The sequence below is a fragment of the Leptolyngbya sp. CCNP1308 genome, assembly GCF_034932455.1.
In the GTDB taxonomy this organism is placed as follows: Bacteria; Cyanobacteriota; Cyanobacteriia; order Phormidesmidales; family Phormidesmidaceae; genus Nodosilinea.
On the sequence record NZ_JAYGIH010000112.1, the window covers coordinates 40,118 to 66,231 of the forward strand.

20 protein-coding genes and 1 tRNA gene are annotated in these 26,114 nt (G+C 58.9%); 6 read left to right on the plus strand and 15 right to left on the minus strand.

Annotated features, from left to right (window positions below; all coding sequences use genetic code 11):
• Nucleotides 1-10: 10 nt before the first annotated feature.
• Both VB780_RS29405 and VB780_RS29410 read right to left on the minus strand, forming a co-directional pair.
• Nucleotides 11-847, minus strand: a complete 837-nt coding sequence (locus tag VB780_RS29405; protein WP_323354753.1) for a 3'-5' exonuclease — start codon at nucleotides 845-847, stop codon at nucleotides 11-13.
• Between the two features lie 268 nt (nucleotides 848-1,115).
• A complete protein-coding gene (locus VB780_RS29410; RefSeq protein ID WP_323354754.1) occupies nucleotides 1,116-2,159 on the minus strand; it encodes a WecB/TagA/CpsF family glycosyltransferase in 1,044 nt (347 codons plus the stop codon).
• Between the two features lie 540 nt (nucleotides 2,160-2,699).
• On the opposite strand from VB780_RS29410, the gene VB780_RS29415 reads away from it, so the two are divergent.
• The 3 genes from VB780_RS29415 (at nucleotide 2,700) to menD (ending at nucleotide 7,912) form a co-directional block, all read left to right on the plus strand.
• Nucleotides 2,700-4,412, plus strand: a complete 1,713-nt coding sequence (locus VB780_RS29415; protein ID WP_323354755.1) for a diflavin flavoprotein — start codon at nucleotides 2,700-2,702, stop codon at nucleotides 4,410-4,412.
• A 282-nt stretch (nucleotides 4,413-4,694) separates the two neighbouring features.
• Nucleotides 4,695-6,131 (plus strand): isochorismate synthase, encoded by a 1,437-nt coding sequence (locus VB780_RS29420; RefSeq protein ID WP_323354756.1) that lies wholly within the window; start codon nucleotides 4,695-4,697, stop codon nucleotides 6,129-6,131.
• A gap of 23 nt (nucleotides 6,132-6,154) precedes the next feature.
• Complete coding sequence (gene menD / locus VB780_RS29425) at nucleotides 6,155-7,912, plus strand: 2-succinyl-5-enolpyruvyl-6-hydroxy-3-cyclohexene-1-carboxylic-acid synthase (protein WP_323354757.1); 1,758 nt, start codon at nucleotides 6,155-6,157, stop codon at nucleotides 7,910-7,912.
• A gap of 90 nt (nucleotides 7,913-8,002) precedes the next feature.
• Here menD and VB780_RS29430 read toward each other — a convergent pair whose 3' ends face one another.
• The 6 genes from VB780_RS29430 to VB780_RS29455 form a co-directional block, all read right to left on the minus strand.
• On the minus strand, nucleotides 8,003-9,103 hold the full coding sequence (locus VB780_RS29430) for a HAMP domain-containing sensor histidine kinase (RefSeq protein ID WP_323354758.1): 1,101 nt from the start codon (nucleotides 9,101-9,103) through the stop codon (nucleotides 8,003-8,005).
• 65 nt (nucleotides 9,104-9,168) lie between these two features.
• The gene (locus VB780_RS29435) at nucleotides 9,169-9,396 is read right to left on the minus strand and encodes a ferredoxin family protein (RefSeq protein ID WP_323354759.1); all 228 of its coding nucleotides are present in this window, start codon (nucleotides 9,394-9,396) and stop codon (nucleotides 9,169-9,171) included.
• Nucleotides 9,397-9,524: 128 nt separating this feature from the next.
• Nucleotides 9,525-10,781 carry an ATP phosphoribosyltransferase regulatory subunit gene (locus VB780_RS29440; RefSeq protein WP_323354760.1) on the minus strand — a complete coding sequence of 419 codons (1,257 nt, stop codon included), beginning with the start codon at nucleotides 10,779-10,781 and terminating at the stop codon, nucleotides 9,525-9,527.
• Nucleotides 10,781-11,737: a J domain-containing protein gene (locus tag VB780_RS29445; protein ID WP_323354761.1), complete on the minus strand. Its 957-nt coding sequence runs from the start codon at nucleotides 11,735-11,737 to the stop codon at nucleotides 10,781-10,783. The genes VB780_RS29440 and VB780_RS29445 overlap by 1 nt, the downstream gene beginning before the upstream one ends.
• 150 nt (nucleotides 11,738-11,887) lie before the next feature.
• Nucleotides 11,888-12,721, minus strand: coding sequence for an inositol monophosphatase family protein (locus tag VB780_RS29450; protein ID WP_323354762.1), 834 nt, complete (start codon nucleotides 12,719-12,721; stop codon nucleotides 11,888-11,890).
• A 43-nt stretch (nucleotides 12,722-12,764) separates the two neighbouring features.
• The gene (locus VB780_RS29455; protein ID WP_323354763.1) at nucleotides 12,765-13,133 is read right to left on the minus strand and encodes a 2Fe-2S iron-sulfur cluster-binding protein; all 369 of its coding nucleotides are present in this window, start codon (nucleotides 13,131-13,133) and stop codon (nucleotides 12,765-12,767) included.
• 247 nt (nucleotides 13,134-13,380) lie between these two features.
• Between VB780_RS29455 and VB780_RS29460 the strand changes: the two genes are divergently transcribed.
• Nucleotides 13,381-13,467 (plus strand) — tRNA-Ser (locus tag VB780_RS29460).
• A gap of 11 nt (nucleotides 13,468-13,478) precedes the next feature.
• Here the strand turns inward: VB780_RS29460 and VB780_RS29465 are convergent.
• Complete coding sequence (locus tag VB780_RS29465; protein WP_323354764.1) at nucleotides 13,479-15,371, minus strand: DMT family transporter; 1,893 nt, start codon at nucleotides 15,369-15,371, stop codon at nucleotides 13,479-13,481.
• Nucleotides 15,372-15,580: 209 nt separating this feature from the next.
• Here VB780_RS29465 and VB780_RS29470 point away from each other — a divergent pair, with 209 nt between their 5' ends.
• Nucleotides 15,581-17,323, plus strand: coding sequence for a sensor histidine kinase (locus tag VB780_RS29470; RefSeq protein ID WP_323354765.1), 1,743 nt, complete (start codon nucleotides 15,581-15,583; stop codon nucleotides 17,321-17,323).
• 17 nt (nucleotides 17,324-17,340) lie between these two features.
• On the opposite strand, the gene VB780_RS29475 is transcribed toward VB780_RS29470, so the two are convergent.
• From VB780_RS29475 to VB780_RS29485, 3 genes are all read right to left on the minus strand, one after another.
• Nucleotides 17,341-17,703 carry a hypothetical protein gene (locus VB780_RS29475; protein WP_323354766.1) on the minus strand — a complete coding sequence of 121 codons (363 nt, stop codon included), beginning with the start codon at nucleotides 17,701-17,703 and terminating at the stop codon, nucleotides 17,341-17,343.
• Between the two features lie 118 nt (nucleotides 17,704-17,821).
• Nucleotides 17,822-19,528 (minus strand): AarF/ABC1/UbiB kinase family protein, encoded by a 1,707-nt coding sequence (locus VB780_RS29480; RefSeq protein ID WP_323354767.1) that lies wholly within the window; start codon nucleotides 19,526-19,528, stop codon nucleotides 17,822-17,824.
• Nucleotides 19,529-19,774: 246 nt separating this feature from the next.
• On the minus strand, nucleotides 19,775-20,875 hold the full coding sequence (locus VB780_RS29485) for a DegT/DnrJ/EryC1/StrS family aminotransferase (protein ID WP_323354768.1): 1,101 nt from the start codon (nucleotides 20,873-20,875) through the stop codon (nucleotides 19,775-19,777).
• 190 nt (nucleotides 20,876-21,065) lie between these two features.
• Here VB780_RS29485 and ribD point away from each other — a divergent pair, with 190 nt between their 5' ends.
• On the plus strand, nucleotides 21,066-22,199 hold the full coding sequence (gene ribD / locus VB780_RS29490; protein WP_323354769.1) for a bifunctional diaminohydroxyphosphoribosylaminopyrimidine deaminase/5-amino-6-(5-phosphoribosylamino)uracil reductase RibD: 1,134 nt from the start codon (nucleotides 21,066-21,068) through the stop codon (nucleotides 22,197-22,199).
• Nucleotides 22,200-22,261: 62 nt separating this feature from the next.
• On the opposite strand, the gene VB780_RS29495 is transcribed toward ribD, so the two are convergent.
• The 3 genes from VB780_RS29495 to VB780_RS29505 form a co-directional block, all read right to left on the minus strand.
• Nucleotides 22,262-22,630, minus strand: coding sequence for a thioredoxin family protein (locus tag VB780_RS29495; RefSeq protein ID WP_323354770.1), 369 nt, complete (start codon nucleotides 22,628-22,630; stop codon nucleotides 22,262-22,264).
• Nucleotides 22,631-22,915: 285 nt separating this feature from the next.
• Nucleotides 22,916-25,489 carry a putative bifunctional diguanylate cyclase/phosphodiesterase gene (locus VB780_RS29500; protein ID WP_323354771.1) on the minus strand — a complete coding sequence of 858 codons (2,574 nt, stop codon included), beginning with the start codon at nucleotides 25,487-25,489 and terminating at the stop codon, nucleotides 22,916-22,918.
• Between the two features lie 356 nt (nucleotides 25,490-25,845).
• The gene (locus tag VB780_RS29505) at nucleotides 25,846-25,971 is read right to left on the minus strand and encodes a hypothetical protein (protein WP_323354772.1); all 126 of its coding nucleotides are present in this window, start codon (nucleotides 25,969-25,971) and stop codon (nucleotides 25,846-25,848) included.
• Nucleotides 25,972-26,114: the final 143 nt, after the last annotated feature.

The window sequence follows — 26,114 nt, forward strand, 5'->3', positions numbered from 1 at the left end:
GCAGAACCCGCTAGCCGCTTCCCTCGCTCAGGTTGAGCGACAGCTGCTCTGGGTAAAGCTCACGGTAGAGAGTTTCTAAATCGCCCCGGCGATACATGTGGCGGTTGCCCCGGCGTGAGGTGCGGCGATCGCAGCCCCGGGCATCGAGTTGCCGCTGCAAGTCGGCGCGAGGGCAGCCAAATACCTTGACGGCGTCCCGCAGGGGCACCCACTGCTCGGCAAACTGCTGTCTGAGGGCATCGTCGGAGGTGTTGGCCAAGCGCTCTAGCAGCAGGTTGGACAGCAGCCAGCAGGCCTTAGTGTCGGCCAGGGCACGGTGCGATCGCCCCACGTCAAAGCCAAAGTGCCGCACCAGCTGCGGCAGACTGCGGGAGGGCAGATCGGCCAGCAGCAGCCGCGACAAAATCACCGTGCAAAACTGCTGGGCCTCGGGGCGCTTAAAGCCCAGGCCCAGCCGCTGGTACTCCGCTTGAATAAAACTGTAGTCAAAAGCCAGGTTGTGGCCGGTAAGCACCCCCTGGTCGAGGGGCGATCGCAGCGCCTGCCACACCGTATCGGCGGCGGTGCCCTGCTCAACCATAGCGGTGGTGATGCCCGTCAGCCGGGTAATGGTGTGCGGCACGCGCACCTGGGCGTTGACTAAAAAAGAGGCCTCGTGGGTAATGCCCTGGTCGAGCGACCCCTGCACCACTGCAATTTCAATTACTCTGGCCTCGGGGGGGCGCGACCCGGTGGTTTCCACATCGACCACCGTCAGCAACCCATCAGACAGCTGGCGGTAGTAGGCCAGTAACTGGTCTGTAAAAAGCGCAGATTGAGCAATGCCGCCCACCGACACAGGAACCATAGGGCTACGACCACAGGGAACCTTCCTAAGGTACCGCCCCAGGCCAAAAAAATTACCCAGTTAGCCACGAAGGTTACCTGGGTAAGAGTGTTTCAACCAAATACTTGTCCAGACCTCCACCGCAACCGGATCACGGGTGGAGTTCGCGTCCTAGGTAAAGAAGGGCTTTTTTAGTTGGGATCCTTTGAGGGAAACACTGACGCCCAATGGGGCGTACTGCGACGGCTCCTCGGGCAACTCTGAGTTCAACGACTTTAAGGGAGCAAGACTATTGAGCCTTGCGCGATGCAGCCTCATCCACGGTGGGTTTGCGCCAGAGCCGAGCAAAGCGCTCTTTAATGACCAGCCACAGGAAGGGAAAATCATCTACCAGGTAGCGCTTCCACAGTCGCCCAGGCTCGGTACTTAGGCGGTAGAGCCACTCTAGACCCAGCTTGCTCAACAGCTCTGGGGCCCGGGGCTTGTTGCCCGCTTCAAAGTCGATGGCGGCCCCAACGGCCAGAAAAATGTCAATGTTGGGCAACTGATCGCGGTATTTGGCGATCCACTTTTCTTGCTTAGGTGCGCCAACCCCCACCACCAGCACGTTGGCGGGCGACTGGCGGATCATGGTGAGGATGCGATCGCACTCCGCCTCGTCTTTCTCAAATCCAAAGGATGGCGAGTGGGCCTGCACAATAATCTGCCGACCAATGCGAGCATTGATGCGCTCCATCGCCTGGGCGGCAATGCCCTCTGCTCCCCCCATGAGGAAAATCTTGGTGGATTCGTTGTTGCGGTGGTGGTCACAAAACATCGGGAACAGGTCTGATCCCGAGATCTTAGCCTTCAGGGGCGTGCCCAAAAATTTAGAGGCAAACATCAGTACCTGGCTATCGCAGACGCGATAGTCGGCCTTGCTGTAGGCCTTGACAAAGTCCATATCTTTCTGGAGCTTCATCAGGTGATCAACGTTGGGGGTGAACACCACGCCCTTCTTGAGCTGGCTCAAAAAGTCATTGACCGAAATGTTGTCGATCGGGATGCTGAGAATTTCGACCTGGGTTTGAATGCGCTCGTACTGCTGCTTGCGCAGTTCTCGGGCGGTAGATTCTAGGGCGGCCTTGCGAAACTGCCGATACAGCTGCTTGACATTCTCTGCTGGCACCGGCTGACCAGCCTGAACCGCCGCCAGGGAAGCACCTGTCGGATCGATCGATGACAAGTCGCTGGGCTCTAAGCCCGGCTCCATAGCTGGATTGATAACGGCTTCATCGATAGTGGCAGCATCAATAGCTGATGTAACAACCCGTCCAGTAGACTGAGACTCCATAGGATTATCCAACTTCAAGAACCAGAGAGATCATCGATTAACTAAAGCGCTCAACAAGTAGTTGTCTGCCCTAAACCAGAACTCTACCCGTGGCTTGCTCCAACCCTCGATGGCCCGTTGGGCAGATGCGACCGTTGTTATAAACTAGCCTAGTGTTATAGAAATAACCAATCATCTCAGTATAATTGCGGTATTTTATGGAAATGCTGGTGGGGTTTAACTAGGGGTTAACTAAGCTTCAACCCGTTGATCAGTGTTGCCCTCATTATCTTGATTGTCTCAATCAGTCTAGGGCTAGGGTGCGAGAAAGCACGGATGTCATCCCACGGTTCATAAAAGCTGAATACCTCTGTAAAGCTGACCTAACATCCGTTTAATTTCGGTGTTTGGATGGTCTAAGCTCCTGCGTCTCGGGATGCCGTTCCCTCAATCCTTTAGAATTGCAGCAGTTCTGATCGGATGTCTCAACGGTTCTGTACGGCCTCTCACCGAGTACAGATTACCCACGGGGCGCTCCAAACCTGCCGTTACCTATTGCCCATGACCTCTCCTCCTCGCGATGTTCAGCTCTATGCTATGGCCGCATGCACAACGGTGCTGCGCTGCCGCAGTTGGAACCGCCTCCGGTTTGAGATTGAGTACGGCTTAGAGCGTGGCACCACGGCAAATAGCTATCTGATTCAGGCCGATCGCACTGCGCTGATCGATCCCCCCGGCGAGTCGTTTAGCGACATATTTTTGGCCGCCCTAGAGGGCCATATCGACCTCCATCAGCTCAACTACATTGTCTTGGGGCACATTAATCCCAACCGAGCCGAGACTTTAAAGATTCTGCTAAGCCGGTTGCCAGAAGTTGCCGTGGTGTGCTCAAACCCCGCGGCCCTGGCCCTCCAAGACCTGCTGCCCGAGGCCTCACCTCGCGTTCGGGTCATCCGCAGCGGCGATGATCGCCTCGATTTGGGCCAGGGCCATCACCTTCAGTTTGAGCTGATTCCGACCCCGCGCTACCCCGGCGGGCTGGCTACCTTTGACCCTTACTCTGGTGTGCTGTACTCCGACAAGTTTTTCGGCGCCCACCGCTGCGACGATACGGTCTTTGACCTCAGCTGGCAAGACCTGCTCGAAGACCGGCGCTACTACTTCGACTGTCTGTTTGCCGCTAGCACGCGCCAGGTGCAGGTTGCCCTGGGCAAGCTAGGCACCCTGCCCTTTCAGACGCTGGCACCAGGCCACGGCCCGGTGGTGCGCTACAGCCCCCGCGAGCTGGTGCAAAGCTACCGCGACTGGAGTCAGGCCCAGACCGCCCAAGACCTCTTGGTAGCGCTGATCTATGCCTCGGCCTACGGCAATACGGCCACCATTGCCCAGGCCCTGGCGCGGGGAATTACCAAGTCGGGGGTGGCGGTAGAGTCGCTCAACGCCGAGCAGGCCAGCCCGGATGATATTAAGACGGCTGTGGAAAATTCCGCTGGGTTTTTAATGGGGTCTCCCACCTTGGGCGGCCATGCCCCTACCCCCATGCAGACGGCCCTGGGTATTGTGCTGTCGACCGCCTCTAAGACCCAGCCTGCTGGGGTATTTGGCTCCTTTGGCTGGAGTGGAGAGGCCATTGACCTGCTAGAGGGCAAGCTCAAGGACGGCGGCTATACCCTGGCTTTTGAGCCCATCCGCGTCAAGTTTAAGCCCACCGATGTCACCCTCAAGTACTGCGAAGAGGTGGGTACCGATTTTGCCCAGGGGCTGAAGAAGGCGACGCGGGCGAAGCAGCCTCGCACCCCCGCTTCATCGGTGGAGCAGGCCGTGGGCCGGATTGTGGGGTCGCTGTGCATTGTGACCGCCCGCCACGGAGAAGTGTCGAGCGCCATGCTGGCCTCCTGGGTGTCCCAGGCCTCCTTTGCGCCGCCGGGGTTTACGGTGGCGGTGGCTAAAGATCGGGCGATTGAGTCGCTGCTGTACCCCGGCTATGGGTTTGTGCTGAATATTTTGGCGGAGGGGCGGCACTTGGGGCCGATGAAGCATTTTCTCAAACCCTTTGCCCCCGGCGAAGACCGCTTTGCCGAGATTGAAACCGAGGTGGCCGAGAATGGTGCGCCGATCTTGACTGAGGCGATCGCGTACTTAGAGTGCACCGTCGAGCAGCGCATGGAGTGCGGCGACCACTGGCTGGTCTACGCCACGGTGCAGGCCGGCCGGGTGCTAGACGGCAACGGTAAAACCGCTGTTCACCACCGTCAGACCGGTACCCACTATTAAGCTGCGTGAACGACTGGCCTCGAAGTGGTTACGCCACAACCGAATATGCTACCAGTAGGGATACTGCCCGAGGGGCTGAGCGGCTTAACTGGAGCCTGTTTTAGCTTCCCCTAGGGTCTAGATCGTAGGCTTGGTGGGCGGGGCAAATTGGGTCCGGGTGCCGGTGGTTTGGGTTCAATGCCCCAGCTGTCCGAGGCGGCTGGGGCATTCTATAGCCAACACCGCCGACCGTGACATAGGTGAACCGCTCATACAGTAAACCGCTTTAAAATCCCAAGGTTTATGCCCGTTGTTTCTCACTGCTCCGATCGCGACCAGACGTTGCAGTCGGCCTACCGGTTTTTAGATCGTCGGCTGGATCAGGCGCGGCAGAGTCATCAGCCCCAGCTGGTGAGCCTGAGTTTCGAGATTCCCCCGGTTGACCCACTGGTGGTGCTGGCTCGGCTGGCCCCTAGGGGCGATCGCCACCTGTACCTCGAAACCCCCGTGGCTCAGCAGTCGGTGGTGGGCTTTGGGGCCGCGCTGGTGTACGAAACCGCTGGAGCCCGCCGGTTCGCCCAGGCTCGCCGGTTTATTGAACAGTGGCGTGGCAAGACCCACCGCTACAGCGAAGCGGGGCCAGCTGCGGCCCTCAGCGGGGCCGATGGGGCCCGATTTTTTTGCGCATTTACCTTTTTCGCCGACTCCCAGGACGGCGAGGCAACCTTTCCGGCGGCGACGGTGGTGCTACCCCAGTGGCAGCTGGTGCGCCAGGGGGGGCAGGGCGTACTGACGCTAAATCATCTGGTGACAGCGACCTCCGACGTGGAGACCATCATTGATGACCTGGCCAACCAGCTGCGAGCAGTAGAGCGCCTGGGCACGGCTGCCTGGCGCAATCCGCTACATCCGGCGCGGCTGCCCGTACAGCCGGTGCCCGAGGCGGGCCAGCAGTTCAGAGTGGCCGTAGATCGCGCCCTGGGCTACATGACCCGGCACCCGGTGCAAAAAATTGTGCTGGCCCACGCCCTAGACTGGGTGAGTGCCGAGCCGATACAGCCCCTAGCGGCCCTGGGCCGTCTGCGGCAGCGCTACCCAGACTGCCACGTGTTTTCGGTGGGTCAGGGCAACGGCAAAACCTTTATGGGGGCCAGCCCTGAACGGTTGCTCAGCCTGACCCAGGGGCAGTTAATCACTGATGCCCTGGCCGGGTCGGCTCCCCGAGGTACTGCTCCATCCCAGGATGACTACCTGGCCCAGGGGCTACTGCACAATCCCAAGGAGCGGGGAGAGCACCGGCTGGTGGTGGAGTTCTTGGCACGGCAGCTCCAGGGGGTAGGGCTATGGCCCCAGTACCAGCCTCAGCCTGGAGTGCGGCGGTTGTCCAACATTCAGCATTTGCACACGCCGATGCGAGCCCGGGTGCCTCGCCACATTCACCCGCTGCATATTGTGGAGGCTCTGCACCCGACCCCCGCCGTTGCCGGGGTGCCGACCCGCGAAGCCTGCGACCAGATTCTTCGCTTTGAGGATTTTGACCGGGGGCTTTACGCTGCGCCCCTGGGCTGGGTCGGGGCGAACGGCGACAGCGAATTTATTGTGGGCATTCGCTCAGCGCTAGTGGCCGATACCTGGGTGCGGCTGTACGCCGGGGCTGGTATTGTGGCAGGGTCTGACCCCGATCGCGAGTGGGCAGAAATTAAGCTCAAGCTGCGCGCCCTGGGCGAGTCGCTGGTGTAGCCCCTGGCCCCTGCTGTTCCCCCATGACCTTTGACTTTCGCAACACTAACGCCCTCTGGGCCTCGGTACTGGCGGCCACGCTAGCTCGGCTGGGGCTGAAAACGGCGGTGATTTCGCCCGGCTCGCGCTCTACGCCCCTGACGGTGGCCCTGGTCAGTCATCCTGACATTGAGGCGTTGCCCGTGCTCGATGAGCGATCGGCGGCATTTTTTGCCCTGGGTGTGGCCCGGCGTACGGGGCAGCCGGTGGCTTTGGTCTGCACCTCTGGCACCGCCGGAGCCAACTACTACCCCGCCGTGATTGAGGCTCGAGAAAGCCGCGTCCCCCTGCTGGTGCTGACCGCCGATCGCCCCCCTGAGCTGCGCGACTGTGCCTCGGGCCAAACCATTGACCAGCAAAGGCTGTTTGGCACGTTCCCCAACTGGTACGCGGAACTGGCGGTGCCTGTGGCGGAGGTGGGCATGCTGTGCTACCTGCGGCAACTTTCGGGGCAGGCCTGGAGGCGATCGCTCTACCCAGTGGCGGGGCCAGTACACCTCAACTGCCCCTTTCGCGACCCTCTAGCCCCTATCGCTGACGCCTCGGTGACGTACCTCAAGGATGAACTCAACGACGACTTTTTCACGGCGGTTGGGGTACCAGCCCCTGGGGAATTCTCGATGCTGGGGGCAGATTTTTTACCGTGGCTGGAGATCTGGCGAGGGTGCGATCGCGGCCTAATTATCGCTGGCCCGGCTCAGCCCGTTGAACCGCTGGGCTACTGCAAGGCCGTCGCCGCCCTCGCCACCTATCTGGGCTGGCCCGTTATGGCTGACGGGCTATCGCCCCTACGTAATGCTGCTGAGCTGAACACGTCTCTGGTCACTACCTATGACATGGCCTTGGGACAGCCCGCCTGGGCGAAAGATCTAGTGCCTGAGCAGGTGATTCAGCTCGGCCCCCTGCCCACCAGCAAACGGCTGCGCCAGTGGCTAGAGGATGCCCAACCCCGCCGCTGGGTCGTTGACCCTGTAAACACCAACCTCGACCCCCTCCACGGCCCCGTCACGCCCTTGCCCCTCAGCGTCACAGCCCTATCCCAGGCCTTGCCCCCAGTCCCAGAAGCACTTCCGACTGGGGTTTACCACGGCCAGTGGCAGGCTCTAGAGGAGAGCCTGCGCCAACAGCTCGATCGCTCCCTAGCCGCTTTAGATCAACCCTTTGAAGGCAAAGTACCTTGGCTGCTGGCCCAATGTTTACCCATGAACACGCCTCTGGTGATCGCCAACAGCATGCCTATCCGCGATGTGGAATGGTTTTGGCCACCAGGCGATCGCGCGATTCGCCCCTACTGCAACCGAGGCGCTAACGGTATCGACGGCACGCTGTCTACGGCCCTAGGCGTTGCCCACGGTGGCCCACCCACGGTGCTGCTGACGGGGGATCTGGCCCTGCTCCACGACACTAACGGCTGGCTCAGCGTGCCGCGCCTGCGGGGACATCTCACTGTGGTGGTGATCAACAACCAGGGAGGCGGCATTTTTGATCGACTGCCCATTGCCACCCTGCCCGCCCCCGGTGATCGCTGGTTTGAAGACTTTTTTACCACCCCTCAAACCGTCGATCTCAATCGCCTCTGCGCCGCCTACGGAGTCAACTACGAGCGAGTCGACACCTGGAGCCAGCTTAAGGCTAGCGTCAGTAGCTTACCCACTACCGGAGTGAGAGTGCTGGAGGTGCGATGCGATCGCGCCCAATCCCACACCCTCCGCCAACAGCTCCTCACGCCCCCAAAAGATTGATCCAACCCTTTGAACCAAAACTTCTAAACCACAAAGCCCAACGTCATCAGTAGACGCCCTCACCTAAACCACCCACCCATCACTCACCCTTCAACTGCCCTTCGCCTGGGGTAGCCAAAACGTAAACTCACTGCCCTGGCCCAGAGTGCTTTTAACCTCAATTTTGCCCCCCTGCACCTCGACCAAGCGGCGGCAGATGGTTAGACCCAGACCTGTGCCCCCAGAGTTGCGGTTGCGGGAGCGATCGGCTCGCCAAAACCGCTCAAACACGTAGGGTAGATCTTCCTCAGCAATGCCAATACCCGTGTCAGTCACGCTGACGTAGACTCGCCCAGGCTGAGCCCAGGCATTGACTGTTACCGAGCCCTTCTCGGTGTAGCGCAGAGCATTGCCCAACAAGTTGATGACAATTTGCTCGATGCGGCTGGGGTCAGCGTGAACCAGCGGTAGCTCGGGCGGGCACTGCAGTGTAATGGCTATGCGATCGGTGCTGACAAACTGGTCGGCAAAGGGGCGCACCAGCGCGGTCAGAAGAGGGCAGAGGGCCACGGTCTGCGCCTGAATGGGCAGATAGCCCGCCTCTAGCTTAGACAGCTCTTGTAAGTCATTAACCAGGCGCTGGAGGCGCGTTGTTTCCCCCGCTAACCGTTGATAGAGTTCGGGCTCGGGGTCAACGGTGCCATCGGCCAGCCCCTCCAGATAGCCGTGAATGATCGTCAGCGGGGTGCGCAGCTCGTGGGTGAGGTCGCCAATTAGCTCGCGACGGTGCTCTTCCACCCCCTCTAGGTCTGCCGCCATGCGGTTAAAACTGCTGGCCAACCGCTGAATTTCCAAAATTTCTGAGGGCGGCACGCGAGCATTTAGGCGGCCCGCGGCAAACGATCGCGTCACCTCCGTCATCTGATCGAGCGGGCGAATAATGCGCCGCGACACCAAATAGCTCAGCCCCCCGGCGGTGCCGCCACCCACTAAAATAGCCCACAGCATGCCCCGGCTCCAGGCGGCCTCAAAGCCCTTTACCAACTGGGTGCGACGCTGCACGCTCAGCACCCCATTCTCGTAGCGTTCCAGGGAAATCACGAACAGGCGGGGGGTGTAAAGCCTGCCGAAGAGGGCCAGCGCCAAAATGCCAACCCCCATCACCGCCAGGTGAGAGAGAAAGAGACGACTACGGAGGCTAACTTTAGCCATGGCACAGAAACCCCTTGAAGTTTGGCCCAGATCAGGGAGACGTTGGAACCCCAGACTAGACCAAACTAAGCCGGAGTGTTTTGTAAATCGGGCTGTTCTTCGGGTAAAATCGCGCCTTCAACCGGGCACACCTGGAGACAAATGCCGCAGTCAATGCAGGTGGAAAAGTCAATCCAGTACCAATCAGTGCCCTTGGTATTTTTGCCGGGGCCCTCGCTGATGCAGGCTACCGGGCAGGCATCGACGCAGTCGGCGACGCCCTCACAAACGTTAGTCACAATGGTATGGGCCACAAGCTCTCCTCACGGGCACAAAAGAATATCGAGGAATCAAAGTTCCCCTGGTTAGACAACTCGGTCACCCTAACCCTGTAACTCTCTCCCCGTAAGGAATTGAGCCAGGGCGGCTGCCATCCCCCACGTTAGTTCAGAGCTTCAATATCTGGCAACCCGTCAGGACCGATCCAGGCGATGCGGCTAATGCGGCGCTGGTGGGCCAGGTCGCGGATGGCAGCGGGCGGCTCGCCGTCAGCCAGGTGCACCTCGGCCCGCACCAGACTGGCCGAGGCCCGCAGGGTTTGGGCGTAGGTAAAGGCTGCTGCCGCCGCCTGGGGCACCGTAGGGACTACGAGCCAATCGCTAGGGGGCGTATCCTGGGGCAAGTGGCCCGTGGGCAGCAGCGCTTGGTGCAGGGCCTCAATGTTTAGCACAAAGCCAATGCCTGGAAACCCCTGGCCCTGACCCTGAAAGACGCCCAGCAGATTGTCATAGCGGCCCCCCTGCCCCAGCACCTGACAGCCCTGCTCAGGGCCAGTGACTACCTCAAACACCAGGCCGGTGTAGTAGTCAAAGGGTTGAATTAGGCTTAGATCGAGCGTCAGGGCGGGGCGTTGACGCCCTGGGGCCAGTCGCTGACTATCCCCTCCCATATTAATCACGTCTCGCACCAGGGCGACCAGCGACTTAAGCCGCTCTACTGCTGTCTGGGCCTCGGCTTCCAGGGCCATCTGCCCCAAAGCCTGGAGCACATCCTCGGGGTTGCCCCGCAGGTCGAGCAGATGTAGGGCATGCCGATGCAGCTCTGGGGATAACCCCATGCCGTCGAGGGCTACCCGATCGAGGGTAGCCAGCGCCTGGCGCACCGCCTGGCGCTGGCCGGGGGCAAAGGGGGTGAGCAATGCCTGGGTGAGCTGGGCATCGCCCAGAATCAAGCACCAAGAGTCGAGGGAGAGGCTGTGGAGACAGTCCAGCAGCAGCAGCACAATCTCGGCATCGGCTACCGTTGCCCCAGCCCCTAGCAGCTCGACCCCGGCTTGGTAAAACTCTTGCTGGCCCCCGTGGCTGCCCTGGGTGGCCTGGCGAAATACGTTGGCGTTGTAGTAGAGCCGCTGGGGATAGGTTACTCGGGCTAAGCGGGTAACGGCTGTGCGGGCGATCGAGGCGGTTAGCTCAGGCCGCAGCCCCAGGCGCTTACCGGCAACGGGCTGAAGCTCAATCACCGCTTCTTGATCGATAGCGCCCCCAGCCATCAGGGTATCCATCCGCTCTACGGTGGAAGTGATAATACGGTGGTAGCCCCAGCGCTGAAACACCTGCTCTAGGCGATTCTCAATCCAGTATTTTTGGGCAACATCCAGGGGCAGTAGGTCGCGTGCCCCGGCAGGGGGTTGATAGGTCATCATTTTTTCTTGCCTCCAAACAGGCCAAAGAAACCGCCGCCCTTATCAGAAGCTTTGGGGTTAGAGGCTTTTGCGTTGCCACCTTTCGATTTGGTGGTCTGGGTCGATCCTGAGGTAGATGCACCGCTAGCCTTATCTACTCGGGCCTGAACTGCGATCGCTCTTTCGTCGTTGGGGTCAATTTCGAGGGCGCGCTTGGCGTGGATACGGGCCATGGTGCCTTGGCCAGCTTTGAGGTAAAGCGCCGCCAGATAGCTATGGCACTGAACATTGTTGGGGTAAGCTTTGACAGCTTCCCGCAGCTCTAAAATAGCTCGGCTATAGTCACGGTTTTGGTCGTACTCCTGGGCTCGGTTAACGTAGCTCTCTAAAATAGCCGCCTGGTTTTGGCGAGGGGTTGGTACTGTTGGTGCAGTGGCGTTAGGCGCGGCATTGGGCCGCGGTTTAGCAGCGCTGGCTGGGGAGCTAACCGATGGGCCATCGTTGGCACTGCTTCGGTATAAGTAAATTAAGTTGAGCTCACTCAGTTCGCCGATTACCTCAGTCACATTCTCCAGGTCGTTGAATTGGCTTTCGGCTAAGTTACTGATGGCTTTGCGGTAGGCTGCATCAGCATGGGGGGCTTTGAGCAGGGTCTGGGCGGTTGTAGAGCTAACCGTAGGGGCTGTGCCGACTTGACGGAGTGACTGCCCTTTGAGCTTGAGCATGATGCCATGCTCGGTACTGGATTTCTCTTGGCTCAGAGCCTCGTAAGCGGGATTGACCAGCTTGGAGAGAACATCGCTAGCCCGCTGGGCATCGGTGGCGGTGGCCCCAGACAAACTGTCGGGATGTAGCAAGCGGGCGATCGCCAGATAGCGCTTGCGCACGGCCTTGGCATCGGCGGTCACGGGTACCCCGAGCACGGCGTGATGATCGTCAAAGTCAAGTTGGAACAGCCCTTGTTCTGGTTTCATGGTCACTTACCCGAGGGACGACTCAGGGAGCAATAAGACACAAATTAAATTCTCTTCACTCTACCCAGCCAACCTCAGTTTAACCATCCCCTGGGTTTTTAAAGCGTTTGGGGCTAACTAGAGCCGCCGTTAGGGGCATGGACTGACTATCTAGGTGAGGGCAGGCAGCACTAGGGGCGTAATCTTCCCGAGCGTCTGGCTCATGGTCTGGTGGATATGACCGTTGGTGGCTAGCAGCCTGCCTGACATGACATCTAGCGGCGCACCGTCGTAGCCAGTAACTTGGCCACCGGCTTCGCGCACGATCGCAACCCCAGCGGTAATATCCCAGGGCGATAGCCCGCGCTCCCAATAGCCATCCAAGCGGCCGCAGGCGACGTAGGCCAAGTCGATGGCGGCAGCGCCCCCCCGGCGAACCCCCTGGGTGAGGTGGGTAAAGTGGCAAAATTCGGCGTAGTTGTTGTCGGGGGTTTCGCGGCGATCGTAGGCGAACCCGGTTACCAGCAGGCTTTGGGCCAGTTGATCCGTAGTTGATACCTGGATAGGGCGGCGGTTTAGGGTGGCCCCTAGGCTCTTGGCGGCGCGAAAGAGATCGCGGTGGATGGGGTCGTAGATCACCCCGAGCACAGGCTCTCCCTCTGCTAGAAGCCCGATGGACACTGCGCAGAAGGGGTACTGGTGGGTGTAGTTGGTGGTGCCGTCGAGGGGGTCGATGGCCCATAGGAGACCGCTTGCTTGGTCTCTAACGGCCCCTGACTCTTCGGCCAAAATGCCGTGGTTGGCGGGCACGTGCCGCTCTAGCACGGCCATGACAGCGTTCTCTGCTTCGCGATCGGCTTCGGTGACTAGGTCGCCAGAACGACCTTTTTCGTCAATGGTGGTGAGGTTACCCCAGTGGTGCTGGAGTACAGCCCCGGCGGCTAGGGCGGCTTCGGTGGCGCTGTCTAGCCAGCGCTGCAAATCAGATTCAGGAGGAAGAGGCATGGGAGTAAACGCTGGGCAGCTTAGGGCAAAGGGATCGGCAGGATTAGTCCTCGTCTAGGGGTAGCCCTCGGCGAACTTTGCCTTTGCCAAAGTAGCGGCCAAACTGAAGCTCGTAAACCTCATCTTCGTCCTGGGTTTCGGCCTGAATGTTGCTGCGGGGGTAGCTGACGCACAGCAGGGCGTAGCCCCGATCGCGTAGATCGGGGGAGAGCCCCATGGCCTCGGGTTGCTCGACCTCGCCTTCGAGTAGACGTACCGCGCAGGTGGTGCAGGCCCCGTTGCGGCAGGCAAAGGGCAGCTCGACTCCCTGACTTTCGGCGGCTTGAAGAATGTAGCGGTCTTCGGGCACCTCTACGGTGTATATGCGCCCGGTTTGGCGGTGGTGGACGGTGACGGTGTGGGTGCGGGCCATGGGGTAGGTCGGGTTTGGCAGAGTAATGGTGGGTCGGGAAAAATTGAGGCAGAAGGGGCGATTCCGGGACGGATCGCTTCGCGAATCGCAGTCCATTACCCCGATCGCCTCTCGCCCCTGCTATGCTCTCACAGAAACAATTCCTCTAGGGCAAATGGGCTAATTCTGCACTGAAACTGGCAAGGCCTCTGTTCTGTGACTCCATTGTTTGCTACGATAGCCTCTCAGCGGTGATGTACCGCCCCCTGGAGAGATGGCCGAGCGGTTGAAGGCGCAGCACTGGAAATGCTGTTTAGGGGTGACCTTAACGAGGGTTCGAATCCCTCTCTCTCCGTTTTAATTGAGCTACGGCCATTGCCCTGTATTGGGGGGCACGGCGCTGCGGCGTTTGGCCTGGCGTCGTTGGCTGGCTAGGCGCTCTAGGCTCAGGGAAATGACCCCCAGGGTGACTAAAATTACGCCCATCCACTGAATAAACAGCAGGGCTGACTTTTCGCCGGGGGTGATCAAGTAGGCCAAAATAGCAGTCACCACCGGCCCGCTGGCGGCCACAATTGAGGCCTGCGATGCCCCCAGCAGCTTAACGCCGTAGTTGTTGAAGAGATAGCCCAGCAGGGTCAGCAGCCCCAGTAGCCCGGCTCCGACATATAGCCCGAGGGGACGGGTGGGCTCGCCGGGGTCGAGGCCAAAGAAAGACCCCACAATCAAAATTAGGCTGGTGAGAATAAAGATGGTCGAAAACTGAAGCAGGCTGACTGAGACCGGGTGCAGCCGCTTAAAGCACAGCTGCATGGCTACCAAAAATAGTGAAAAGGCGACGCTGGCCAGCAGGGCGGCCCCGACACCCCACAGCGATACACCGTCGCCGAGGTCGGTGTAGATTCGCGGCAGGGTAGTGAACACAATGCCCATGCTGATGGCAAACATCACCACCAGGCGCAGGGGCGTAGGGCGATCGCCAAACAAGAACCAGGCTAGCGGTACCGTAATCAGGGGGTACATAAACAACAGCGTTACTGCTACGCCGGGGCCGACGTCAGCGATCGCCTTGTAAATCAGCACCTGCGATAGAAACAAGAAGCTGCCGCTGGCGATCACCTGCGCCAGCGGACGCCTTTGGTCACTGCGGAAGATCTGGCGCAAATCGTTGCCGACGTTGGGATAGAGGCGGGGCGCTACCAGCGCCAGCAGGGGCACAACTACCACCATGCGCAACCACAGCAGCAGCAGCGAGTTGGGAATGGTTAAGGGTAAGACCTCCGCCACCGAAATTTGCCCAAGGAGCTGTCCGCCATAGCCGATTACGCCCACAATAACGTTGTGCAGCGATAGGGCCAGGGTCGAAAACACCACCATCATCAGCCCTAGCTGGAGGTCAGTGGGAGAGGGCCTGCGGCTGTTCTCGGTCGGTGTAGATTCTGCGGTGGTGAGCGGTGGACGGAGCAGAGAGGCTTGAGAATGCGACGCCGGCGGTAAAGGCGGGGGTGGAGGCTCCGAACCTGGGTAGCCTGGAGGCTGAGGCCCTCGGTAGGGACTGGGGGGGAGCGCTGGGCCTGCCAGGGGTTCACCGACGGGGGGTGGGGGCAGGGCGCTATGGCCATTTCTAGCTGGGGCGGTGGTTCCTGAAGGAGACACCATTTGGCTTTGCAGCTGTTGACTCAGGCGAGCGACCAGAGCTTCTAGGATTGCTTCCCCCTGCTGTTCGACGCTCTGCATGCGGTTGAGTTGTTGGGAGATGCTGCTCTGGTAGCTGGTCAAATCGTGCTGTAGCGAGGCCAGCGTATTTTGGAGCGTCGCATCTAGGGCGGCTAGACCCTGGCTGGCGTTCGCCAAAGGAGAGATAGCGACCTCGGAGGGGGCAGCCTGGAGGGCATTGGGGCGGGCGGTGGTCAGGGCGGTTTCGAGCCGGCCTTGCAGGTGGGTGGCCAGGGCGATCGCCAGGCGTTTAGCCCAGGCCTGCTGCTGGGCGATTTGCTGCTGGCTCAGCCCTTCGGCGTAGGAGGTTTGCAGCTGCTGGTGCTGGGCCTGAAGGCTTTCAAAATCGCCCTCTAACGCCTCAATGTCGGCCATCAGCCGCTGCTTTTTGGCCTGGAGATGGGCGATGTCTTCTGACAGATAGCCTGAGACCTGATGGCGCAGGGTGTCTAGGTCGTGGCCCAAAACCCGCAAAATGGCCTCAGCCGACTGAGGTTCAGGCTGGGAAGGGTTGGAATCGGGTAGATGGTCAGAGGGCCCCATGGGTATGTCTCTCAGGGTGCGGTCACGGGATGCGGTCGGTCAGCAGATCTACGGGCTGCCCCAGCGCGAATGCTAGTATTGTGCTCAAAAAATCGAAAAAGATCTCTAGTAGCGTCAGATTTAGGATGGCCCGGCTCAGCCCAACACGGCAATCTCTCGGTGATTTCTTAACGGCCAGGCTATCTCAACGTATTGCCTACTGGGTGTTTGTGAGCATTGTTGTGATTGAGGGGATAATTCTCGTGCCCTCGGTGATGCGGCGGGAGCGGGAGCTGCTGAACTACCTGCGATCGCTGTCTACGGCCCAGGCCCTCGGACGGCTGGATGAAGCCACCCTGGCCACCCTCAAAGACGACATGCTGATCAACTACCTCCAGGGCATTCAAATCAATCAGGTAATTCTCGGTGGGGCCATCTACGATTTGGAGGGCACCCAGGTGGGCGGGTTTGGCGAGCTGCCTCAGCTTACCCTAGCCGAGAGTGCACAGGGCGACAGGGGCGATCGCTACTTCCGCCGCCAGCAGCGCTACGACGCCCCTTGGGATATGCCACCCCTACGCGATCGCTACGTGCTGATCGTGCGCCACGACGCCAGCGGAGTGCAGCGAGAATTTTTTGCCTTTATTGGTCGCATCATCGGGCTGGTGGTCATTATTTCGGTGTTTGTGACCGGGGCTACCCTGGTGGTGCTGCGGCGGCTGGTGATTAAACCCATCATGCTGCTGCGGCAGGATCTGATTACCGCTGGCCAGGCCATTGGCGACGATAGCGATACTCAAACCCTGGCTTTTGCGTCACTGCCCTACGCCCGCGCCGACGAATTGGGAGACGTAATTGCGGCCTTTGAGCAGATGTTTGGGCAGATTACCACCGCCGTAGCCACCCGCAAACAGAGCGAAATGCGGTTTCGCACCTTGGTTGAGCAGGCGGTGGATGCGTTTTTTGTGGTCAATGCGGTGGGGCAGATCATCGATGTCAACCAAAATGCCTGCGACAGCCTGGGCTACAGCCGGGAGGAACTGCTGCGGCTGTCGGTGACCGATATTCAAACCACCCACAGCCAGGCCGACTTTGAGGCGCTGTGGCGACAGCTCAGGCCGGGGGTGCCCCAAACCTTGGAGGGCTGGCACCAGCGCCAGGACGGCAGCGGTTTCCCGGTAGAGGTGCGTGTGGGGCTGCTAGTGCTGGCTGACGCGCGCTACGGGCTGGCCCTGGCTAGGGATATTAGCGATCGCAAAGTTTCCGAAGCGGCCCAGGCCCGCCTGGCCGAAATTGGCGAGCTGGCCGCCATGATCGTCCATGAGGTGCGCAACCCCCTCAATACGGTGCTGCTGGGGTTGAATTCCTTTCGCGCCCTAGAGCTGCCCGATCGCTTTCAAACTCGCCTCGACCTAGCCCTAGAGGAGTCGGAACGGCTGCAAAAGCTGCTCAACGGCATTTTAATGTATTCGCGGGAGCCTGCACTGGCGGTGGAACCGTTGGAGATCAACGGCCTTGTACAGCATCTTGCCACAACCCTGGGCCACGAGTTGGGAGAGACACAACCGCCGCTACGGGTGACTACCCTGCCCTATCCAGTAGCTGTCAGCGGCGATCGCGACAAGCTCAAGCAGGTCTTTATCAATCTCATTTCCAATGCCCGAGAGGCCGCCTCTGATGGGGTGATTACCTGGGTTGTGCGGCCCCCCGAGACCGGGCAGGTGACCATCAGCATTCACAACGGGGGCGAGCCAATCGCGCCAGACCTACTGCCCAAGCTCACCCAACCTTTTTTTACCACTAAGGTCTCGGGCAATGGCCTTGGCTTAGCCATCACCAAACGCATTGTAGAAGCCCACCAGGGGACGATGACGATCACCTCTACCGCTGCCGGTACTGAGGTCATAGTTACCTTGCCCCTGGCGGGCTTTCGACTGGCTAGGGCATCGGGTGTTGCCGATCGGTTGAGCTGAGTCCCTCAAAAAGGGGCTTAAAATGCGTCGAGATCGAGAGCTTTAGAGCCACCCTCTTCAATCAGCAGCAAAATTTTGCCCAGCTGCGACCAGATCAGCAGTCCGCAGAGTAGGGTCATAGGGACACCCATGGCATAGGCCGCTTTGGCCGAAAACCCAAACAGCTGAATGCCTGAGGCCAAAAATACGCAGACCCCGGCACAGATGCCAAAAAAGGGAATTTGCAGCTGGGGGCCGCGCAGGGTTGCCAAAATGCGCGTCGAGCGCTTGCTGTTCCATTCGTTGACCGCCTGCTGCAGGGCGGTGCTAAAGGCATAGCCTGAAGTCACAGCGGCCAGAAAACCGGCAAAAAATAAAACGTAGGGCGGTTGTGGGTACACGGGTTTAGAAAGGCCGAAACAATAGTTTACTTTTCCAAATTATAGGGGAGAGCCGCCCCTACCCCTCACTCTCTACCCATGCACCCTTCGACACGGCCAAATTTGGCCTACCCCAGGGCTAAGATTGCAGCACCTGGCGCAGATCGCCGACCACGGGTACTAGCTGCTCCGCCCGATCTAGGGAATAGCTGGTCAACGCCCCCCAGGCCACTCCCAGCACGCGGTCAAAGGTGATGTCATTTTTGACCAGTGACCACAGGCGCTGTACCTCTTGGGTGTGCAGCCGGTCATCCTCGGTCAGGGCCAGCACAAGCATTTCGCGCAGGTGGGCACCTTCCTCAGACATCAGGTAGCGAATGCCCATGCCTGCCGTGGGCAGCAGGTCAAAACCTGTGTCTCCCTGGGCGATCGCTAGCATGTTCTCCAGCCGCTGCCACTGGAGTTGACCGTCCTGAAACAGCACCTCTAGCAGCCGCTGGCGCAGGGCCGGTGTTTCACCCACCAACAGCCGACGGACTACGTAGGGGTAGGCCACGTTGACGATCTTAAAGTCGGGGTTGAGGCTCAGGGCCAGACCCTCTTGGGTGACCAGCGAGCGAATGATCAGGGCAAATTTAGCTGGTACCCGAAATGGGTATTCGTACATCAGCTCCGAAAACTGATCGGTGATGGTCTTAAAGTTAAAGTCGCCTACCCTGGCCCCGAGCGCGCTTCCCAATACCCGCTGAAGAGCAGGAATGATCGGGCCGAGGTCGGTTTCAGGGGTGAGAAAGCCCAGCCTGACAAAGTCTCGCCCCAGGCTGTCGAAGTCTTGATTGATCAGATGGACGACCGCATCTACCAGGGTCTCTTTGGTGATCTGGTCGAGCTGATCCATCATGCCGAAGTCGATGTAGGCCATGCGGCCATCGGCCAGGGCAAACAGGTTGCCGGGGTGAGGGTCAGCGTGGAAAAACCCAAACTCTAGCAGCTGGCGCAGCCCCGCCGTCACGCCGATCTCAATCAGTCGATCAGGGTCAAGGTTGTCCTGTTTTAGCGAAGCCGTATCGGTTAGCTTACAGCCGTCGATCCATTCGAGGGTGAGCACCCGCTGGCTACAGTAGGGCCAGTAGATCACGGGCACCTTAACCGTGGGGTCGTCTTTGAAGTTGGCGGCAAAGCGTTCGGCGTTGTGGCCTTCGTTGAGGTAGTCGATTTCCTCAAACAGCTTGGTGCCAAACTCATCCACAATCAGGGTGAGGTCGTGCCCCAGGTTGAGGGGTAAAAAATTGCCCAGCCAGCGCGCCGCCCACCGCATTAGATAGAGGTCGCGACAGAGCACCGGGCGCAGGTAGGGCCGCTGTACCTTGACGGCAACCTCCTCGCCGGTAAACAGCCGACCCCGATACACCTGACCCAGACTGGCTGCGGCTACGGGCAACGGGGATAAATTGCTAAAGATTTCTTCAGGGCTGTAGTTGAGCTCTGTCTCGACGATCGCCATCGCCTCCGGGGTGGGGAAGGGCGGCAGCTGGTCTTGCAGCTTGGTGAGCTCGTCGAGAAAGTCTTGGCGCACTAGGTCGGGCCGGGTGGAAAGCGCCTGGCCTACCTTAATGAAGGTGGGACCCAGATTGGTCAACACCTGGCGTAGCTGAATGGCGCGGCGGGGGCGGTTTTGCTCTTCCTTCCCCAGCCACTGATCCATCTGAAGGCCGAGTACAAAGGTGCCCAACCACCACAAAATTTGTAAAACTCTCCAGGCCAGGGTGCCTAGCCGCCAGCGAAAGTAGCGGGCGATCGCCGCCGCATCGTAGGTGCCTAACAAAGCCGGATCTATCGCTGCCACGGTGCCACCTGCCCCTTACATGACTGTTTGGTGCTGCCCAAGCGGGTGGGGCTATCGCTGGTTTGGGGATGCCGTCAACGAACAAAAAGTCGCTGAGGCAAGCGGCGATCGAGAACCCCTAAGCTGGGTTAATCTACCTTAAATATAGTATATAAAACTACAAACAAGCTTGACTGAGTCCAGTTAGAGATTGGGGCTCGCCAGGATTCTGACCTGTAGATTTTGGCAACGGGGTTAGCGATTCCGTTAGCAATACTGGGCAGCCTTGAGCCCAACCTCGGCCAGCACGGATTTCAAAGTTTGCACCACCCGATTCTGAGCTGTTTCTCCCAGTTCAGGGAACATGGGCAGCGACAGTACCTGATGGGCCGTCGCTTCTGCTTGAGGTAGATCGCCGGGTTGATATCCCAGGCTGCGATAAACGGGCTGCAAGTGGAGGGGAATTGGGTAATACACCATGCAGATCACCCCAGACTCTCGCATCAGCTGCTGGATCTGGTTGCGCTCTTGGCCCTCGGCGGTAGCCTGGGGCAGTCGCAGGGTGTACTGGTTCCACACCGAACGGCCAAAGGTGACGGGCAGCGGGCGAATCACCTCGGTAACTGGCTCTAGCAGGCTGTGGTAGCGATCGGCTACCTGCGATCGCTGCTGGTTCCAGCGATCGAGGTGGCGCAGTTTAATTGCCAAAATAGCCGCCTGCACCGAGTCAAGGCGACTGTTAACGCCGATGACCTCGTGGTGATACTTCACCCGACTGCCGTGCTCACTCAGCATGCGGGCGGTGGCGGCCAGATCGTCGTCGTTGGTGGTCAGGGCACCACCGTCGCCACAGCCCCCCAAATTTTTAGTCGGGAAAAAGCTAAAGCAGCCCACCTGCCCGATGCGACCGACCTGCTGCCCCATCCACTCGGCACCGGTGGCCTGAGCACAGTCTTCGATCACCGTCAGGTCATAGCGGGCAGCCAAATCCATGATTGGCCCCATATTCACGGGCCGACCAAACAGGTGTACGGGCATAATCGCTCGGGTGCGATCGCCAATAGCGGCCTCAATTTTGGCCACGTCTATATTGAAGGTGTCAGGGTCAATATCCACAAACACCGGGGTTGCCCCCACGGCACTAATCGCTTCCGCCGTGGCAATAAAGGTGAAGGGCGAAGTAATCACCTCGTCGCCGGGGCCAATGTTATAGGCCCGCAAAGCCAGGTACAACGCATCAGTACCCGAGTTGCACACAATGCAGTGTTTGGTGCCTACATACTCTCCAAAGGCCTGGGCAAAGGTTTCGACAATAGGACCATTGATGTATTGTCCAGAGGCCAGCACCTCGGCTACGGCAGCATTCACATCCGATTGAATTGTTTGAAACTGCTCCGTAAGATCAACAGGAGGAATTACACTCACTCGCTCACACTCACCTAGTGGATAGGCCTAGTTTACCCTACCCCACGGCTGCATCGATTGCCTCAGGGGCCACCCCGCGATCGCTCGCCCCATCCCATTTCTAAACCCACGGCCCTGTGGGCCAGGAGCGCCCATGCCCGATCTCTCGTCCATACCCAGACGCTCATCTACCCCCCCAGACGAACACACCCGCTGGATGCAGCGCTGCCTGGAGTTGGCGCGTCTTGCCGCTGGTCAAACGGCTCCCAATCCCATGGTGGGATGCGTGGTGCTGCAAAAGGGGCTAGTGGTTGGAGAAGGTTTTCATCCAGGAGCCGGACAGCCCCATGCCGAAGTGTTTGCTCTAGATCAGGCAGGGGCCAGCGCCCAAGGAGCCACTCTCTACGTCAACCTAGAGCCCTGTAACCATACCGGGCGGACTCCCCCCTGCACCGAAGCCGTGATCCGAGCGGGTATTACTCGGGTAGTCGTGGGTATGGTTGATCCTGACCCCAGAGTCTCGGGCGCAGGCATCCAGCGGCTTCGCCAAGCTGGTCTTGAGGTGATTGTTGGGGTTGAGGAAGACGCCTGCCAACTTCTCAACGAGGCCTTTGTCCATCGAATTCTCCGTCAACGTCCTTTAGGATTGCTCAAATACGCCATGACCCTAGACGGCAAAATTGCCGCCGTTGGGGGGCACAGCGCTTGGGTAACCGGGCCCACAGCCCGCACCGCCGTGCACCAGCTGCGCGCTACCTGCGATGCGGTGGTCGTGGGTGGCAACACCGTTCGCCACGATAACCCTCGCTTAACGAGCCATGGTCATAGCGCCCACAACCCTCTGCGAGTCGTCATGAGCCGCCGTCTCGATCTCCCCACGGAGGCCAATCTATGGCACACCGAAGAGGCTCCAACCGTTGTCTTTACCGGGCCTGAAGCCGACCCGGCCCGTCACCAAGTGTTAGTCGCTAAAGGCGTTGATGTGGTTGTGCTACCGGCGATCGCGCCTCGCACAGTCACTGAGTATTTGTACCAACGTGGCTGCGCAACCGTGCTGTGGGAATGTGGTGGCTTTCTGGCCGCCCAGGCTATTCAAGACGGCGTCATCGATAAGCTTTGGGCCTTTGTAGCCCCCAAACTGGTGGGTGGCATCGGCGCCCCAGGCCCCATTGGCAATCTCGGCATTGAGCACATGGGCCAAGCCCTAGCGCTAAAGCGCACCGCCTGGCGTCTCCTAGGTGATGACCTTCTGCTAGAGGGCTACCTAGACCGACCCATGAACAACTAGCCCATCCTGGTGAAGGAGAAGGCCTATGCTATTAAACATCCCTAACGATTGAGAGCCGGGTGTTAGGGATAAATCCGCACGAGTCGAGGAATCTCGTAGGTCAGCTCTCGGTTGCGCATAAAGGCATCCAGCACTAGCCGCAGGTCGTCTTTACCGCGAAACGACTCAATCCGTTGACATACCTCGCTCTGGTCAAATATCAGCAGCGTCGGCAAGGTCGAGAGGCGATAGGCATTGGCCAGCCGCAGATTTTCATCGGCGTTGATATCGACTAGCCTAATCTGGCCTTCCCACTCGGCCTGAAAACTTTGTAAAACTGGGGTAATGAGCTTGCAGAGCCCGCACCAAGGAGCCCAAAAATGAACCAGCACGGGGAGTTCTGACTCAAGCACAGCTGTTCTGAACGTGGCTTCGCCAACAGACATCGGCATCTATAAATCAATAAAGGAATTTAACTAACTCTCCAGAGCGATTTCTGAACGGAACCGCTGGCCAAATATAATCCTGCTGAAGTCGCGGAAAAATACGCAGTTGTTATCGGGATCATTGTAGACCAGTTGAGAATGGAAGTTAATGGGTCAGAATAAGGATTGTGCCAAATCCCTAACACAGGGTTGTGGCGATAGAAGCGGCCGCTGATAGATACCATGGACTTGCCATAGGCGACCTCTGGAGCAAAGCCAACTGGCCAAGGGCTAACCCTCGGCTTACAAGACCTAGCACCCGAGAGCCTGGTGCTGCCGCAGCAAATTGAGAGCCTCAGCGGCCGGTAAAGGCTTGGCAAAGAAATAACCCTGACCGTAGTCGCAGCCCTCTTGCTGCAGCATCGCGACCTGGGTGGCGGTCTCTACTCCTTCCGCCACCACCTCCATGCCAAGTTTTTGCCCTAGGGTCAAAATAGTGTTGATAATAGCTCGATCTTCGTTGCTTTTCTCTAGGCGTCCCACGAAGGATTTATCCACCTTTAGGGTGTCCATGGGAAATCGGTGTAGGTAGCTGAGGGATGAATAGCCAGTGCCGAAGTCATCAATGGCTAGCTTTAGGTCTAAAGACTTGAGCTTGAGCATGAGGTCGATGGCGGCATCTACGTCGCCCATCACCATGCTCTCGGTAATTTCGAGGCGAATGCAGTGGCCGTCAACCTGAGTCTCCCGTAGGGCGGTCTCGATCTGACTAATCAAGTCGTTCTGACCAAACTGACGATTGGAGAGGTTAATGCTCATGGTCAGGTGGCGGTAGTGGGGCAGCAGGGTGTGCCACTGATGCAGCTGTCGACAGGCCTCGCGAAAAATCCACTGTCCCAGGGCCATAATCAACCCAGTTTCCTCCGCCGCCGGAATAAACGCGCTGGGCAGAACAAATCCCCGATCTTTCTGGTGCCATCGCACCAGGGCCTCAAAGCCAGCTAGGGCTCCCGTCTTTAGATTGATGATGGGCTGGTAGTAGAGCAAAAACTCCTGGTTGTCGAGGGCGCTAATCAGGTCACTTTCGAGCTGAAGGCGGTTAACTGCTTCGGTGAGCATGCCAGCAGCAAACACCTCAAAACGCGATTTGCCTAGAGCCTTAGCCCGGTACATGGCGGTGTGGGCATCGCGCAGTAGGTCAGCGGGTTTGTGCTCTAGGCCCGGCTGGCTGATGGCTACCCCAATGCTGAGGGTGCTGGGCAATTTCTGACCATGGAGGGTAAGCGGTTCTGAGAGAGCGTACTGAAGTTGATCCATCAGCTCTCCAGCAGCGGTTGTAGAGAGTTGAGTGAGTAAAAGAGCAAACTCGTCACCCCCAACCCGAGCCACCTGGGCCTCAGGGGGAATGTGCTGTATTAGCCTTCGGGCCATCACTTGCAGCACTTCGTCGCCCACCTGATGGCCTAAACTTTCGTTGATTACCTTAAAGCGATCAATGCCCATAAACGCCACGATTACAGGCCGATCGGGGCTTTGTCGGTAGTGAAGAGCCTGCTGAATAGTGCCTATAAAGGCTTCGCGGTTGGGCAGACCGGTGAGAGAGTCGTGGGTGGTGCGGTAGAGCAGTTTGTAAGCTAAGACTACTGCGGCGACTGCCACCATCCCTAGAGCCGGTTCGGCCAGGGGGAGCCACACTAATCCATTGACCCCCAGCCAGCCAATCCCGCTGAGCCCTCCTAACAGCAGACCGCAGGACAGCAGCAGCCCGCTAGGGCGTTTGACGATCCAGACTAGGCTGCCGGCGGCCAAACCCCAGCCCCAAAGCCAAAGCCCTTCGGCCCAGGGTGGCAAAAAACGGTAGCTGGCAGGCTGCCCGGCAACGATATCCAGGAGTTGCCGAACCATCTGTCCGTGGATGACCACCCCGGGCATGGTCAGCTCGCTGTCTTGATTAAAACTAAAGGGGGTGTAGAAGCGGTCTTTGAGGCTGGAGGCGGTGGTGCCGATTAGAACAATGTTGCCGTCAATCCAGGCTGGATCAAACTGCTTGCTGAGCACCTGGCTAATAGAAATGTGCCGAGCTGGCATCTGGTCAGTGTGGTAGCGCAGCAAAATTTGGTAGCCTCTGCTGTCGACATCTTGGTAGCCGCCGTCTCGAGTGGAGAGTACCGGGATGGCCCGATCGCCCAGGTAGAGGTGATTTGCCCCAGCCTTTAGAGCCTCGGATGCATAGCCCTCGTAGGCCATCACCACCCGCAGTGCGAAGGAATAGTAGCCGCCGTCGGGGCTGCGTACGAAGACCAAGTTGCGGCGAATGATGCCGTCGGAATCGGTGGGGAAATCGTTAAACCCCACCCGTTCTGGTTCAACAGTTGGCGGGGGCGGCACTTCTCCCTGGCCCTGGGTGCTGCCCACATTCATAATGGCCATCAGATTGGGTGCCGCCAGGGCCTCAATGAGATCGGTGGATCCTGGCGGGCGTAGAGTGCTGCGGTAGAGATCTAAACCCACAACCTTAGGATTGTGCACTTGCAGCGTTTGAATGACGTCGGCTAACAGTTTGTCGTTGAGGGGCCAGCCGTACTGGCGAATATCTGCCTCGGTGATGCCCACAATGGTCATGCGGGGGTCGAGGTCTTGGCTGGGGCGCGATGGCCCCTCAATACCGATCGTTGACCATCGCACCAGGTGGTCAAACAGAAATAGCTCAGCTGGTTCTAAAACAGTCAATGTCTTAGTGCCGGTGACCACCGCGCTGGCCACCAGACTGGCTAACAGCACAATCTTGCCTCCGGTGGTCAGGGGGGTTGCTCCCCACCAGTGAAGTATCTGGGGAACCACCCGACGCCGCAGCCGATGGTTTATTCTGTTGAGCGTCGCTTTCACAATCGCTGGGCCTTTGAAGACAGAAACTAAATGACGGAAAATGTCTCAGGTAGCACACCCAGTGCCCCAGCCCTTGATCAGCGTTCTAGGGCGAGGACATTTGTTAAGCATGCCCAGATTGGGCTGAGCAACTCGCGCCCGACAGTTGCCTTCATAGCGCGATGGTTCTGCCCCTGTAGCCTAACAGCTGAGGCTGGCGACGATGCTGACGTGGGCTTTTGTAATAACAAACTAAAGGCGGCAGTTCCTAACCCAGGAACTGCCGCCTCTGATTGATATCTATAGGTTTTGATATCTATTTGTAGGGTGGTGTAGGTCTGCCGCCGCACTGGGCGGTATGAGGGTATTGCTCTGCGCTAGTAGTTGCTGGGTTGAAGGGGGGTAACCCAGTGGGTGCCGCCGCCCTGGCGGCGGCCTGGAAACTCGTCTCGACTATTGGCGCTGGCCACTGACCCCATGCCAATAGCCTGAAAAACAACCAAGATGGCTAGCGATAGTGCTCCAATAGTAAGAATTGAGTGATATGAACGAACCGTGTGCTCCAGCGGAGTTTGCATAACAGTTATCGTTGTGTCCTCAGGGATATAGACCTAAACCTGAGGGTAGACGCTCCCTAAACAACTTT